A 16035-nucleotide genomic window follows, 5' to 3' on the forward strand; every position below is an offset into this window, starting at 1 on the left:
AGAGAACAGTTAGAAAAATCAAAAAAGATAATGGAGAATGTTTTTAATTTAATTAAATAAAAAATTAAACTATGAACAATATATTAATATAAGTATGTGTACGGTTTCAAAAAAACTCTATATAAAGGAGTGTGTTGACAAAATTCGAAATTAGTATTAAAATTACTTAGAAATCTAACTAATCTGTAGGGGTAATAGCATGAATGGAAAAAAACATATCGGGAAGGAATTAAATATTATCAGTAATAAAATACGCAGAAGAATAGATAATGAAGTTGCTAAGTATGGAATAACAGGTGTTCAAGGAAAAATAATAGGATTTGTATATTGGGAATCTAAAAAGAGAGATGTTTTTCAAAAGGATATAGAAGAAGATTTAAAAATAAGAAGTTCATCAGTAACAAGTGTACTTCAGTTGATGGAAAAGAACGGATATATAAAAAGAGAAAGTGTTTGTACAGATGCTAGATTGAAAAAGATAGTATTGACAGAAAAAGGTGATGAAATTAGATTGATGGTACAAAATCTTATTGATGAAATGGAAAATGAAGTGAGTAAATCAATAACAGAAGGAGAACGTGAATTTTTATTCTATATACTCGATAAGTTATCAAAAACAATTTCTGATTAGATATGCTGTCAATAAATTAGTTAGAAGCCTAACTAAAACAGTCTTTAATAAGTTTTAGTTTAATTATTTAGTAATAAATCTTTAAAATTAAGTAGTTTAATACAAGGGAGGATGATAGAATGATAAAAAAGTTATCACAGTATATCGGAGAATATAAAAATGCTTCAATTGTGACACCTTTATATATCATTGGTGAAGCTATTATGGAGCAGATTATTCCGTTATTAATGGCTATGATAGTTGATAATGGAATTGGTAAAAGCGATATGGGGTATGTAACTAAAGTCGGAATAATTATGGTAGTTGTGTCTATAGTGTCACTTACTTTTGGAGCATTAGCAGGTAAGTATGCAGCAAAGGCATCAGCAGGATTTGCAAAAAATTTGAGAAAAGCTATGTTCTATAATATTCAAGACTTTTCATTCTCAAATATTGATAAATACTCAACTGCAGGTCTTATAACAAGATTAACTACAGATGTAACTAATGTACAAAATGCATATCAAATGGTTTTAAGAATGCTTGTAAGAGCACCAATTATGCTTATAATTGCTATGATAATGTCATTTAGCATTAATGTTAAATTAGCGTTAATTTTTGTAGGCGCAATGTTATTTTTAGGAATAATATTATACTTTATAATGACAAAAGCTCATCCATATTTTAAAGCAGTGTTTGAAAAATATGATGACTTAAATGCCAGTGTTCAAGAAAATTTAACAGGAATGCGTGTTGTTAAGGCATATGTAAGGGAAGAACATGAAATAGAAAAATTTAATAAATCATCAAAGGTATTATATGATTTCTTTATAAGAGCAGAAAAAGTAATAGTTCTTAATATGCCTGTAATGCAATTTTCAATGTACACATGTATGTTACTTTTATCATGGCTTGGAGCAAAAATGATTGTGTCAAGCACAATGACAACAGGTGAATTAATGAGCTTATTTACTTATTCAATGAGTATATTGATGAGTTTAATGATGATTGCTATGGTGTTTGTTATGATTACAATGGCTAAATCTTCAGCAGAAAGAATTTCAGAAGTTATAGATGAAAAAAGTAGTCTTTCTAATCCGGAAAATCCTGTATTTGAAGTTAGTGATGGAAGTATAGAATTTGATAATGTTAACTTTAGTTACGGAAATAATGTAGATAATTTTAATCTAGAAAATATCAATATTAAAATAAACTCAGGTGAGACTGTAGGTATAATTGGAGGAACAGGAAGTGCAAAATCAACATTTGTACAACTAATTCCAAGATTATATGATGTAACTGAAGGAAGCGTTAAAGTTGGAGGCATAGATGTAAGAAAGTATGATATAGAAACATTAAGAGATGCTGTGTCTATGGTACTTCAAAAGAATGTATTATTTTCGGGTACAATAAATGAAAATTTAAGGTGGGGAGATAAAGAAGCTACTGAAGAAGAAATAATAACAGCTTGTAAACAAGCTCAAGGTGATGAATTTGTACAAACCTTCCCTAAAAAATATGAAACTTATATTGAGCAAGGTGGTACGAATGTATCAGGTGGACAAAAGCAAAGACTTTGTATTGCAAGAGCACTTCTTAAAAAGCCTAAAATATTAATTTTAGATGATTCAACAAGTGCAGTTGATACAAAAACAGATGCGTTAATTAGAAAAGCATTTAAAGAAGATATTCCGGATACAACAAAAATAATAATTGCTCAACGTATATCTTCAGTTCAAGATGCAGATAAGATTATTGTATTAAATGATGGTAAGATTGATGGAATTGGAAATCATGAAGAATTATTAAAAGATAATTCAATATATAGAGAAGTATATGAATCACAAGTGAAAGGAGCTGATAATGATGGCAAGTAAAGGACAAAGAATGCCAAAAGGGCCAGGAAATAAAGGACCGATGGTAGGACCTAAGAGCAAAAATCCTGGTAAAACATTAAAAAGACTAATGTCTTATGTATTAAATGGATATAAAATGCAGTTTATAATTGTAATTGCATGTATCATTATTAGTGCTCTTGTAAGTGTAGCTGGAAATCTATTTTTAGGAACTTTAATTGATGAATATATAATTCCTCTTACTAAAACTCAAAATCCTGATTTTGCACCACTTTTAAGTATGATACTAAAAATGGCAGTTATCTTTTATTTTGGAGCTATTTCAACTTATGCATATAATCGTATAATGATTTTTGTATCTCAAGGTGCATTAAAGAAAATAAGAGATGATATGTTTGCACATATGGAAAAACTATCAATCCCATTTTTTGATACACATCCACATGGAGATTTAATGAGTCTGTATACAAACGATACAGATACTTTAAGACAAATGATAAGTCAAAGTATACCACAGCTTTTATCAGCTGTTATAACAATTGTAAGTGTATTTTGCTCAATGTTATATTTAAGTATTCCATTAACATGTATAGTAATAGTATCTGTAATAGTTATGACTAAGGTTACAAAGAAAATTGGTGGAAATAGTGCAAAGTATTTTGGAAAGCAGCAAAAAGATTTAGGTAAGATCAATGGATATATTGAAGAAATGATGGAAGGACAAAAAGTAGTAAAAGTATTCTGTCATGAAGAAGAAACAAAGAAGAAGTTTGATGAACTTAATGAGCAGCTTTTTGATAGTGCTGAAAATGCAAATACATTTGCTAATATTTTAATGCCTATCATGGGGAATATAGGAAATTTAAACTATGTTATTATAGTAGCAGTTGGTGCTGCACTTGCTATAAATGGATTTAATGGCTTTACACTTGGAGCGCTTGCGTCATTTTTACAATTAACAAGACAATTTACAATGCCAATATCTCAAGTAGCACAACAGTTTAATTCTATCATCATGGCACTTGCAGGTGCTGAACGTATCTTTGAAATGTTAGATGAAAAACAAGAAGTTGATGATGGTTATGTAACATTAGTTAATACTAAAGTTAATGAGGATGGAAATATAGAAGAAGTTAAAGGACGTACAGGAACATGGGCTTGGAAGCATCCACATGAAGATGGTACGATTACTTATACTAATGTTCTTGGTGATGTTGTTTTTGATGGTGTAGATTTTGGGTATAATCCAGAAAAAATAGTTTTACATGATGTGAAATTATATGCAAAACCAGGTCAGAAGATTGCTTTTGTAGGAGCAACAGGTGCAGGAAAAACAACTATTACAAATTTAATCAATCGTTTCTATGATATTCAAGATGGTAAGATTAGATATGATGGTATAAATATCAATAAGATTAAAAAAGATGATTTAAGAAGGTCACTTGGTATAGTTCTTCAAGATACTCATTTATTTACAGGTACAGTTGCAGACAACATAAGATATGGTAAACTAGATGCTACTGATGAAGAAGTATATGCAGCAGCAAAGCTTGCTAATGCAGATACATTTATAAAACATCTTCCAAAGGGTTATAATACAATGCTTACAGGAGATGGAACAAACCTATCACAAGGTCAAAGACAATTGATTGCAATTGCAAGAGCTGCTATAGCAGATCCACCAGTACTTATACTTGATGAAGCCACTTCAAGTATAGATACAAGAACAGAAGCTATAGTTCAAGATGGTATGGATAAGCTTATGAAGGGAAGAACTGTATTTGTAATTGCTCATAGACTTTCAACAATTAAGAATTCAGATGTTATTATGGTTCTTGAACAAGGAAGAATAATAGAGCGTGGAAATCATGAAGAATTAATAAAAGAAAAAGGTGAGTATTATCAATTATATACAGGAGCTTTTGAATTATCATAATATTAATATTTAAATGAAAAAAATTATTTAAAATTTTAATTATAAAACAGATAAGACAATTATTAAAAATATCAAATATGTAAAAATGGCTTAAAGTATTTTTACATATTTGATAAAAATACTTTAATAATATGGTCTTATCTGTTTTTGTATTTAGAAATTATCAAGTTTTACTATTTAATAGACTATTAAGAACCATTCCTATAATTACAAGAATTAATCCAATTAAAGCAACAATGTTTGGAACTGTATCATGGAATATAAGTATTCCTAAAAGAAGAGTAAATATTACTTCGCCAGATTGGGTGGATTCAATTATAGCTAAATTAGTAGAATTATTCTTTACTAAATCTGTTGCTTTGAAAAATAGAATTGTAGCAATAACACCTGAAAAAATAGCTACTATTAAAGATTGAGATAGTTGTCCTTTACTTGGAGGACCAGAATAGATATAGCCCAATAGTGATATTATTATCCAAAATGGCATACTGCATAATGTCATACCAAAGACTCTTTGAATTGTATTTAATTTATTGCCACAAACCTCCATCATTTTACGATTACCAAGTGGATAGGAAAATGCAGCTATAATAACTGGAATAAATCCTAAAATTACATCTAAGAATGAGAAACTCTTTGCTTTATCAAGTTGCATTAAAAATATTCCTAATAAAATAACTGAAGACATTAGGAGTGATTTTTGGGGGATTTTATTTCTCACCTTATATGTGCCATTTTTAGTTTCTATTGTTTGAAAAAATAATGGAGATAAAAGAGCACCAGCAACTATAGTTATCTGCCAAGTACCAGCTATAAGCCATGATGGACCATATGAAGAAGCAAAGCTTAAAGGTGCATAAAATAATCCAAATCCTATTATGCTCCATATAAACCATTTTAGAGGTTTCTTTTTTATCTCAATTAATACTTCAAGCAATTTATTTTTTATAATAAGCATGACAAATAAAATTGGAAGCATAAAAATGTATCTTAAGGAAGAGCTCCAAAGCCAGCTACTACTGGAAATATTCATTTGTTGATTTAATATAAAAGTGAATGCAAAAAAGAATGATGATATTATACCTAATAGAAATGCTTTATTCATTATAATCTCCTAATAATTAAAGTTTAATTATATAAACGTATGTTATAACATCTAAATATATGCTATATTATACAGGATATAATTTACAAATACAAGAATTTGTTATAGGATAATAAATATATGAATTATTTTTAAAACCAAAGTAATAGAAGGAGTAAGAGTTTGTTTATGGAAACCTTGAATTCAATTATAGGTAATAAATTGAAAGAAATAAGGAATAAGAGAAATTTAAGTTTATATGATGTCTCAGAATTGACAGGGGTAAGTAAAGCAATGCTTGGACAGATAGAGCGTGGCCAGTCAAATCCAACTATTTCAACTTTATGGAAAATTGCTACTGGATTAAAGGTATCATTTTCATTTTTTATTGATGAAGATCAAGATGAAGTAAAAGTAATAAATCAAAATGAAATTATTCCAGTAATAGAAGAAAACAATAAGATGAGATTATTTCCTATATTTGCTTTTGATGCAAAAAGGGGTGTTGAGATATTTACAATAGAATTAGATTGTGGATGTAAGCATGTATCATCACCACATGATGATGGGGTGGAGGAATATATTATAGTTACTGAAGGTGAAATTAAATTAGATATAGGTAATCAAAAATTCATACTGAAAAAGGGGAGCTCAATTAAATTTGCAGCTAATAAGGCACATGTATATGAAAATATAAATAAAGAAAAAGCAGTTTTTCAAAATATAATATTTTATTTGAATTAGAATATTAGAAAATACAGTAAATAAAAAGATTGTATCCCATTTAAAATAGTGATTGGTTTTATTAAAAGAAGTGCAAATAAAATGGCTAGAATCAGTATAAAAATATATTCTAGTCATTTTATATATAAATTTTTATGATTAAGTTTATTATTATAATTTTTCTACACTATTAAAACAATTTTGAATGTTTTTTAAAATTTCAGGCCTTTCATTTTCTAAATCAGATAATTGTTCAATTAGCTCTGTGATGTCATTTGAATTTTTATTATTTTCAGAAATAGACTCCTGGATCTTGGAAACATTTCCAATTAAGAGGATTATTTGTTCAATATTCTCAACTATTTTATTTGAAATCACTTCATTACTTTGTTGTAATAAATTGAATTTATTAACAGCAGTGTTTATTGATGAATTAGTATTGTCAACATTAGAGTTTAGCTCTGATACTGAATTTTTTATTAGGGTAATAGCCTTATTAATATCAGCTAGCTGAGTATCTATTTTACTTGAAGTTTCTTTTGTTATTTCAGCAAGCTTTCTTACTTCTTCAGCAACAACTGAGAAACCTTTTCCAGCTTCACCAGCACGAGCAGCTTCTATACTTGCATTAAGAGCTAAAAGATTTGTTTGATCACTTATTTCATTTATATGAGATAAATTAGAATTTACAGAAGCAACATTACCTTCTAGCATTGCAAAGCTATCTTTAAATCCATTTATGCTATCACTTGTAATATGTATTGTTGAACGCAATGTATCAAAACTAGATTCACAATCTGATAAATGATTCATATTCTCACTGATATTGCCCATTACAGAATTAAGTTCATCAACAGATTTTGTTATGTTTTCATTAATTATTTGAGTTTCATTTTCAAGCATTTTCGTTGCATCGTTTGATTTATCAGAAGAATCTTTAATTTTAAAAATATTTTCTGATATAGTAGAATCATTTTCGGCTAATTTTTCTACATTTCCTTTGACTTCATTTAGCGCAGTAAGTAATAAATCAGAATTGTCTGGTTTTGTAGTAGAAGTAGTTAGATTTTGAACAGTTTCAGAGTTGGTTTCGATAGTATTTTCTGTTTTCTTTTTCTTAAAAAACATTTTAATTACCTCCAAATATAAAATATAGGATTTAAAGAATTTGCGTATTTTGTGATAATAATACAAAAGAAATTCAAAGTGAAATAGATATTTAAAAGCATTACAATAAATTTTAAATATAATGCTTGTACTAAAAACACTGTATTTAAATTATTTATTATTTTTGAAAGTTCTTTTATATACATCTTTAAATATTAAATTCTTTTATAAAAATAAATCCCCTTAAAAGTTTTATCATTTAGTAAAAAATAATTTATTATAGTAATTATACCATAAATTACTTTGTATACGATATATAAAATATGAACAATAGATAACAGTTATGTTTTTTATAGTAGTTGGAATATGACAAATTATTTTTGAATAAATATATTTATTATCGTTAATACTGGAAAAATTAGATTTATCTATTAGTAATCCATACTAAATTATTAAAGTAATGAAAATGTTTGCGATAACATTTTTAACTTAGAAAAAGTGAAAATACTCTTTATTTTTTGAAAAAAGCTGATATAATAAACAAGTAGTTAGTTTATATAAAGTTATTTTATAAAACTTAGTATATATTTCCAGTTATTATAACTGAATGTGACTATAATTTTATCAACAAAAAAGTAGTAGCCATAGCTCTAAGTGGTCTACTATTTTTTTGAGTTATTCATGAATTTATAGTATAATATTTACGCGAATTATTTTGTAAAAAAGCAAATTAATATGTTGCTTTAAATAATACCATTAATAAATTAATTGTTTATAGGAGAGGCGACTTAAGATGAGAAGATTAATATTAGTGACATCACCACCAGCATGCGGAAAGACACATGTATCAAAAGAAATATCTAAGGCACTTAAGCCAATGGTATATTTAGATAAAGATACATTAATTGGTTTATCAAATCAAGTATTTAAGGTTGCAGGAGAAGAAAATAATAGAAGTTCAGATTTCTTTGAAGAAAACATAAGAAATACTGAATATGAAGTTGTTATTGATCTAGCATTGGAAGCGTTAGAGTATTGTGATACAGTACTTATAAATGCACCATTTACAAGGGAAATAAGAGACTTAGATTATATGAATGGCTTCAGAAAAAAATTACAAGAACATGATACAGAATTAGTTGTTATCTGGGTTGAAACTGATATAGAAGTTTGTCACCAAAGAATGATAGATCGTAATTCAGAACGTGATACTTGGAAATTAGCTAATTGGGATGAATATATTTCAAGATGTAATTTTGAGAAACCAGAAGGAATTCCAGAATTAAGAGTGTTCAAAAATTCATCAAAAGAAGAATTTGAACAATCAATGGCTGAATTAGTAGAATACTTTAAAAAATAATTATATTTATAATGTTTTATAGATATTATAAAAGAGAATAGCAATACATATACAAAAAACAGGAATTGGCAAATTTTTGACTCTTCCTGTTTTTTATTAAATTATATATTTAAAGAATATAATATAATCTGCAAATTAATAATTTTTGATGAGAATCTTTTTATATAACTAATTAAGTGAAATTTATTTGAATAATTTGAAATAGGAATGAATATTATTAAGAGCTTCCGTATTTATTGATATTTTAAAAATATTACTCACTACCTATAATAATTAAAAAGCATTTTTTATATATAATATGAGGTTATTACACATACTAAAATAAAAAATAATTTTATTTTAGGAGGACTATAATGAATGACTACTAAAGAAAGATTTTTATCAGAAATAAAAGATAAAGAAGAGTTAGAATTATCATTGATGGTAATGAGAGTAATTTTTAAAGATAATAATAAAGTTGTATGTATATTAGCAGATAAGACTTCAGAAATAAAAGCAAATATTACTTGCAAAGACGATAAAATAAATCCAGGAGTTGTATTAAAGATTATTGGAATAAAAAATATAAATTTAGATGTTAAAAAATATGAATTTGTGACAGAATATAAAATTGAAGATTATCTACCAGTTGTAAAGCGTAATATAGATGAGATTATGGATGATATTGATAAACTTACAACTAAGTATGTGATTTCAAGAGAAGGCAAGGAGTTAAATAATTATTTTTTCTGTGATAAAGAATTTTTAGATAAATTTAAAAAGGGCATCGGTGGTGTTTCAATGCATCATAATTATATAGGAGGTCTTGCAGAACATACGTTGAATGTAATGGATTTAACAGCAATGCTTTCTGAAAAGTATGATTGCAGAAGAAAAGAAATAACTGTATTATCTGCAAAGCTTCATGATATAGGAAAGATCTATGAACTTTATTATGAGGGACCATTTAAATATACATTAAGAGGTGAACTTGAGGGACATATTGTAATTGGAGTTCAGATGATTGATGAAGCTGTAAAAAATAAACCTGATTTTTATAATGATGATTTTGTCGATAGAATAAAAGGTTGCATTGTACAACATCATGGGAAACTGGAATATGGTTCACCTAGAGAAATGAATATGGAAGAAGCATTTATTCTAAATTATGCTGATTCTATAGACGCAACCATGAATAAGATTACTCAAATGAAGGAAAAAACAGAAAGCAATACATGGTCAGAGTATGATAGAAGACTTGAAACTAAACTTTACTTATAAATTATAGAAATTAAAATGTACGAGGCTCATATTATAATTTGGTATTGTATCTTTGCATTTAATAAAGTCACTAGTTGAAATTAAGCTAAATATAGAATACAATTAATTTCAACAAATTATTAGATGGAGGAAAATATTATGTTAACTATAGGATGCCATTTATCTTCTTCTAAAGGTTTTAAGAAAATGGGTGAAGATGCAATAAGTATTGGCGCTAATACATTTCAATTTTTCACAAGAAACCCAAGAGGGAGCAAGGCAAAAGATATAGACGAAGAAGATGTTAAAGAGTTTTTAGATATTATTGCAGAAAATAATTTTGGAAAAATTTTAGCTCATGCACCATATACTTTGAATGCATGTTCAGCAGATCCTAAGAATAGGGAGTTTGCTATTGAAATAATGAAAGATGACTTAAAAAGAATGGAATACATACCAGGAAATTTATATAACTTTCACCCAGGCAGTCATGTAAAACAAGGTGCAGAAGTTGGAATACAGTATATAGCTGATGCTTTAAATGAAATATTAACAGAAGATCAGACTACAACAGTTCTTTTAGAAACTATGTCTGGAAAAGGGACAGAAGTAGGAAGAAATTTTCAAGAAATAGCAGAGATAATAAGCAAAGTAAACTTAAAAGAAAAGATGGGAGTATGTTTAGATACATGCCATATTCATGATGCAGGCTATGATATTGTGAATGATTTAGATAATGTTTTAGATGAGTTTGATAAAATTATTGGATTAGAGAGATTAAAAGCAATTCATTTAAATGATAGTAAGAATCCATTTGAGAGCCATAAGGATAGACATGAAACAATAGGAAATGGGTATATAGGTCTTGACGCTATAACAAGAATAATTAATCATCCTAAATTAAGAAATCTGCCATTCTATCTTGAAACACCAAATGAGTTGGATGGATATAAAAAAGAAATACAGTTACTTCGAGAAAGATATACAGAAGTATAATTAATAAATAATTGATTATAAATAATAAAGCTTAGCTATATAAGATATAACTATTTGTCTTATATAGCTAGTTTTTTAGTCACTATTAAATTTTTGATGAGAAAGAGGAATTTAAACGTTTTCGAAGAATAATATATAGTATACAAAGGGTAAAAGGGGGAATATTTATGAATAAAAAAAGAATATTAGTACCAATTGATGGAACAGAGAGAAGTATGTATGCCTTGGATTTTATTAAAGAAATATTTTCCAAGGATTCAGGAATGGAAATAATTTTAATGAATGTAAAAGAATTGGTTTTAATTAATGAAATGATAGTTTCTGAAGAAGTTAAAATTGCCAAAGAACTTGGCAAGGAGATATTAGAAGCTGCTAAGAAAAAAATGCAAGGTTATAATGTAGAAACTTATTTTACTTTTGGGTATCCGGCAGACGAAATTATAAATAAGGCTAGAGATGAAGATGTTGGAATCATAGTAATGACACAGTCAACCAAGAGAGGATTAAGCAGAATGATAGGATCAGTAACGACAAGTGTTGTAAAGAAAGCAAAGTGTATAGTAATGGTAGTTCCAAACGATTTTACTATTAGCTTAAAATAGTTATTATAATAAGATATGTGAGTATATGTTTTAATGTATTTATATATCTTATTTCAAATTTCAAAATTTTATATAAATTTCCTTGTAATATAATTTAAATTTAGGCAAGAATACTAATATAGAATTTTAATAAATAAGATGATATAATAATTTTGTTGTAACATAAATTAAGCTACAATAGAATTAATTTGTAAATGATGAGGAGATTAAAATGAGAGCTGTTTACAAAAATCCAAGAGAATTAGCAACATGTTTAAAGGATATAGTAGATACATACTATGATGATTTAATAACTTATGAAAAAATGAAAGATAAAATATTAAAGATCGTTGAAGCTAATAAAGATAGTATATATAAAGAAAAAAATATGTCTGTTAAAATAGCTAATGTTTTAGGAGAAAATAGAGTAGAGTTAATTGATGAGATAGTTAAAGATAATTTACAAGAAGCTTAAGATGTGACTATTGACAATTTTTATTTAAAGAATTAAGATATGTTATACATATATAATTATAATATATTAAATCCTATGATAAGGAGTAGTAGTTAAATCTAGTATCGATAAAGAGAGTTAAGAAATGGTGGAATCTTAGCACGAATGATTTTATGAATGGACCTTTGAGGAATATGGGGAAAGCTTTTGTGAGTATCCATTTATGGTGTCTGCACCTTACAGCAGTATTTAAAGAGGTATCATATTTGAAGTGTGATACAATTTAGGTGGTACCGCGGATATATGTCCGTCCTATATATTGTTTATAGGACGGCTTTTTTATTTGTAAATAGTAAATTCAATACAAGGAGTGTATAAAAGATATGTCAAAAAAAATAATACTTACAGGTGATAGACCGACAGGACAACTTCATATAGGTCATTATATTGGATCACTGAAAAATAGAGTGAAATTGCAAAATACAGGCGAATATGAAACATTTATAATGATTGCTGATCAACAAGCCTTAACTGATAATGCTAGAGATCCAGAAAAAATAAGAAGAAGCTTAACAGAAGTAGCATTAGATTATTTAGCGGTAGGAATTGATCCAAGTAAATCAACAATATTTGTTCAATCACAATTACCAGAATTACATGAGCTTACAATGCATTATTTAAATCTTGTTACATTATCAAGACTTGAAAGAAATCCAACAGTTAAGGCTGAGATTCAACAAAAAAATTATGAAAACAGCATTCCAGCTGGATTCTTAATATATCCAGTAAGCCAAGCGGCTGATATTACTGCTTTTAAAGCAACTACAGTTCCAGTAGGAGAAGATCAATTGCCTATGATAGAACAAACTAGAGAAATTGTTAGAAGTTTTAATTCTATATATGGTGAGGTTCTTGTTGAACCAGAAGCTGTGATACCAAAAGATACAATGGGAAGACTACCAGGAACAGATGGAAAGGCTAAGATGAGTAAGTCTATTGGTAATTGTATATATCTAGCTGATGATGCAGATACAATTACTAAAAAGGTTAAATCAATGTATACAGATCCAAATCATATAAGAGTGGAAGATCCAGGTCAAATTGAAGGAAATACAGTATTTACTTATTTAGATGTTTTTGCTCCAAATAAAGAAGAAGTAGAGGAAATGAAAGCCCATTATAAACGTGGTGGACTTGGAGATATGAAAGTTAAAAAATATCTAAATGAAGTAATGCAGGCAGAACTTGAGCCAATAAGAAAAAGAAGACAAGAATATGAAAACAATATGGATTATGTTTATAAAATGCTTAAAGAAGGAAGCGATAAAGCTAGAGAAGTAGCAGCACAGACATTAAAAGAAGTTCGCGAAGCTATTGGAATTGAGTATTTTAAATAAGAATAAAATATTATAAGATTAATGTTGGAATTGAGTGATGATAAAATTTTATTAGGGCTCAATTCCTTTTTTATAATTTTTATTTACATAAGATATAAAAAGCACACTAGAAAAAATATTTATTGAAAAGTTTTTTACAAGAGATATTGTGTGCTTTAAGTAACTTAGTCACAAAAATTTACAAAAATATGTTTTATACTTAATTCATAAATAAAGATGATGTTAGAAAGAGAGTTTTTGAGGAGGAACATTTATGTTTGAAATATTTAAAAAAAATGAAGGTCAAGTTATTAATGTTAATGAAATAGATAATTTACTAGGTAAAATTCAATTAATAGATATAAGAGAGCCTTATGAATATAATGAGGGGAGTATAAAAACAGCTAAAAATATACCTATGAATACATTATTAAATGATGCAGGAAAGTATCTAAGTAAAGAGAAAAAATATTATATAGTATGTCAATCTGGAGGTAGAAGTTCAAGAACATGTTCACTACTTAGAAAGAATGGATATGATGTTATTAATGTAAGTGGTGGAGTGGGCTCATATGTAGGAACAAAAAGAAGATAGAAATTCATATAAAATAAAATTTAAAATGTATCAAATAGATATAATAAAATTTTAAAATAATATTTTTATTGAAAATGGAGGAAATGTTATGAAGAAGAAAATACTGATTGTAGGCGGAGTTGCTGGGGGAGCATCAGCAGCCACAAGACTTAGAAGAAATAGTGAAGAAGATGAAATAATAATGTTTGAGAAAGGTCCTCACGTTTCATTTTCAAATTGTGCACTTCCATATCATTTAAGTGGGGTTATAAAATCTGCTGATAGATTAGTACTTATGAGCCCAGAAAAATTTAAAAAGCAATATAATATTGAAGTAAGAACAAACAGTGAAGTTATTTCCATAGACAGAAAAAATAAAAATATAGAAATAAGAAAAATAGATAGTAATGAGATATATAAAGAAAGTTATGACAAGCTGATTTTATCTCCAGGGGCACATCCTATAGTGCCTAAAATAGAAGGTATTGATGAAGTGAATTTATTTACTATAAGAAATGTTGTAGATATAGATGGAATAAATAAATATTTAAAGAACAATGATATAAAGGATGTAGCGGTTATTGGTGGCGGATTTATAGGAGTTGAGACTGCAGAGAACTTGTGTAATGGAGGATATAATGTAACGCTTATTGAATCTGATAAACAAATACTAAGACCATTTGATTATGATATGGTTCAGATATTACATAAAGAGATTTATGATAAAGGAATTAATTTAATAGTAAATGATAAAGTAGAAAAGTTTGAAAAAGATACTGTTATGTTATCATCAGGAAGAAAAATTACAGCTAAAGCAGTAATAATGGTAATTGGGATAACACCGGAAATAAAGCTTGCAGAGCTTGCAGATATAGAACTTGGAAGTACAAAAGCTATTAAAGTAGATAAGAATTATAAAACAAATGACGAAAATATATATGCTGTTGGTGATGCTATTGAAGTATATAATGCATTAACACATTCTTATACAAAGTTATCACTAGCAGGTCCAGCACAAAAGCAGGCAAGAAGTGTGGCTGATAATATTAATAATAAGAGTACTGTAAATAAAGGATATATAGGTTCATCTGCTATAAAAGTATTTGATTATAATGGAGCATCAACAGGATTAAATGAAAATTTAATTAAATCTCTAAATATGAATATAAACTATGATATAGTGAGACTTATACTTACAGATAAAGTTTCTATAATGCCAGATTCATCACCTATACATTTTAAAATGATTTATGAGGTTCCAACAGGAAAAATACTTGGAGCACAAGCAATAGGAAAAGGCGATGTCACTAAAAGAATTGATGTGATTGCAACAGCTATTAAATTTAATGGAACAATTGAAGATTTAAAGGATCTAGAGTTTTGCTATGCACCACCATTTTCAACAGCAAAAGATATTGTTAACTATGCTGGATATGTTTCATCAAATCTTTTGAATGGTGATTTTAAGCAAATAAATGTGGATAAAGTTCGTGAACTTGTGGAAGAAAATGCATATATAATAGATGTACGCGAAAGAAATGAATATGAAAATGGACATATTATAAATGCAAAGAATATTCCATTAAGTGAGTTAAGAGATAGAATAGAAGAAATACCAAGAGATATTCCAGTATATCTTCATTGTAGAACAGGACAAAGAAGTTATAATGCCGCTATGGCACTTGAAAATTTAGGATTTAGTAATATTTATAATATTACAGGAAGTTTTTTAGGCTTATCTTTCTTTGAATATTTTAATGATAAGACATTAGGACGAGACAGTATAGTTACAGAATATAATTTTAAATAGTATTATAAAGGGCAGGAATTTGATTTATTGCTGCCCTTTTAATATAGTAAGTAATAAAAAAGTTATCTGATAAATTTATTAGGTAGCTTTTTTATTCTTTAGGAAATTATATTCATGGATAATCTGTGGATAAACTGACTTGAAAAATATTGTAATAAACTAATGTCATTGAACCTAAAGAATAAAAAAATAAAATATATGCGCCTGGCCTTTTCTTCGGCAAGCTCAGAAAATCCAGAATGCGCTGAAAAAAATCGACGGCTAAAGGATTTTCTTAAATTTAAGTTATTGTATTCTATTGGATTTATATTTTATAGGGGATTATACCA

At 27.6% G+C, this 16035-nt stretch carries 14 protein-coding genes and 1 other annotated feature; of the genes, 12 read left to right on the top strand and 2 right to left on the bottom strand.

Annotated elements, in window-relative coordinates:
- The first annotated feature begins 199 nt into the window (after nt 1-199).
- The 3 genes from CNEONATNEC86_RS05335 to CNEONATNEC86_RS05345 all read left to right on the top strand — a co-directional run bounded on the left by CNEONATNEC86_RS05335 (nt 200) and on the right by CNEONATNEC86_RS05345 (nt 4402).
- The gene (locus CNEONATNEC86_RS05335) at nt 200-631 is read left to right on the top strand and encodes a MarR family winged helix-turn-helix transcriptional regulator (protein WP_058294217.1); all 432 of its coding nucleotides are present in this window, start codon (nt 200-202) and stop codon (nt 629-631) included.
- A gap of 119 nt (nt 632-750) precedes the next feature.
- Complete coding sequence (locus tag CNEONATNEC86_RS05340) at nt 751-2487, top strand: ABC transporter ATP-binding protein (RefSeq protein WP_159115780.1); 1737 nt, start codon at nt 751-753, stop codon at nt 2485-2487.
- Nucleotides 2474-4402 (top strand): ABC transporter ATP-binding protein, encoded by a 1929-nt coding sequence (locus tag CNEONATNEC86_RS05345; RefSeq protein WP_159115781.1) that lies wholly within the window; start codon nt 2474-2476, stop codon nt 4400-4402. The genes CNEONATNEC86_RS05340 and CNEONATNEC86_RS05345 overlap by 14 nt, the downstream gene beginning before the upstream one ends.
- 163 nt (nt 4403-4565) lie before the next feature.
- Here the strand turns inward: CNEONATNEC86_RS05345 and CNEONATNEC86_RS05350 are convergent, their stop codons facing one another.
- Nucleotides 4566-5507 carry a DMT family transporter gene (locus CNEONATNEC86_RS05350; RefSeq protein ID WP_125149241.1) on the bottom strand — a complete coding sequence of 314 codons (942 nt, stop codon included), beginning with the start codon at nt 5505-5507 and terminating at the stop codon, nt 4566-4568.
- 168 nt (nt 5508-5675) lie between these two features.
- On the opposite strand from CNEONATNEC86_RS05350, the gene CNEONATNEC86_RS05355 reads away from it, so the two are divergent.
- A complete protein-coding gene (locus CNEONATNEC86_RS05355; protein ID WP_058294221.1) occupies nt 5676-6230 on the top strand; it encodes a helix-turn-helix domain-containing protein in 555 nt (184 codons plus the stop codon).
- 150 nt (nt 6231-6380) lie between these two features.
- Here CNEONATNEC86_RS05355 and CNEONATNEC86_RS05360 read toward each other — a convergent pair whose 3' ends face one another.
- A complete protein-coding gene (locus tag CNEONATNEC86_RS05360; RefSeq protein WP_058294222.1) occupies nt 6381-7337 on the bottom strand; it encodes a methyl-accepting chemotaxis protein in 957 nt (318 codons plus the stop codon).
- 772 nt (nt 7338-8109) lie between these two features.
- On the opposite strand from CNEONATNEC86_RS05360, the gene CNEONATNEC86_RS05365 reads away from it, so the two are divergent.
- The 8 genes from CNEONATNEC86_RS05365 (at nt 8110) to CNEONATNEC86_RS05400 (ending at nt 15706) form a co-directional block, all read left to right on the top strand.
- On the top strand, nt 8110-8676 hold the full coding sequence (locus tag CNEONATNEC86_RS05365) for a P-loop nucleotide/nucleoside kinase family protein (protein WP_058294223.1): 567 nt from the start codon (nt 8110-8112) through the stop codon (nt 8674-8676).
- 357 nt (nt 8677-9033) lie between these two features.
- A complete protein-coding gene (locus tag CNEONATNEC86_RS05370; RefSeq protein ID WP_058294224.1) occupies nt 9034-9936 on the top strand; it encodes a 3'-5' exoribonuclease YhaM family protein in 903 nt (300 codons plus the stop codon).
- A gap of 138 nt (nt 9937-10074) precedes the next feature.
- Complete coding sequence (locus tag CNEONATNEC86_RS05375; RefSeq protein WP_058294225.1) at nt 10075-10911, top strand: deoxyribonuclease IV; 837 nt, start codon at nt 10075-10077, stop codon at nt 10909-10911.
- 167 nt (nt 10912-11078) lie between these two features.
- Nucleotides 11079-11513 (top strand): universal stress protein, encoded by a 435-nt coding sequence (locus CNEONATNEC86_RS05380; protein WP_058294226.1) that lies wholly within the window; start codon nt 11079-11081, stop codon nt 11511-11513.
- Nucleotides 11514-11724: 211 nt separating this feature from the next.
- Nucleotides 11725-11967: a TIGR04540 family protein gene (locus tag CNEONATNEC86_RS05385; protein ID WP_058294227.1), complete on the top strand. Its 243-nt coding sequence runs from the start codon at nt 11725-11727 to the stop codon at nt 11965-11967.
- Between the two features lie 66 nt (nt 11968-12033).
- Nucleotides 12034-12264: a binding site (T-box leader), on the top strand.
- A gap of 65 nt (nt 12265-12329) precedes the next feature.
- Nucleotides 12330-13343 (top strand): tryptophan--tRNA ligase, encoded by a 1014-nt coding sequence (gene trpS / locus CNEONATNEC86_RS05390; protein WP_058294228.1) that lies wholly within the window; start codon nt 12330-12332, stop codon nt 13341-13343.
- Between the two features lie 253 nt (nt 13344-13596).
- Nucleotides 13597-13917, top strand: coding sequence for a rhodanese-like domain-containing protein (locus CNEONATNEC86_RS05395; RefSeq protein WP_159135641.1), 321 nt, complete (start codon nt 13597-13599; stop codon nt 13915-13917).
- Between the two features lie 88 nt (nt 13918-14005).
- A complete protein-coding gene (locus tag CNEONATNEC86_RS05400) occupies nt 14006-15706 on the top strand; it encodes an FAD-dependent oxidoreductase (RefSeq protein WP_159115788.1) in 1701 nt (566 codons plus the stop codon).
- The last annotated feature ends 329 nt before the right edge of the window (nt 15707-16035 follow it).

This window comes from Clostridium neonatale, assembly GCF_900465025.1.
GTDB lineage: Bacteria > Bacillota > Clostridia > Clostridiales > Clostridiaceae > Clostridium > Clostridium neonatale.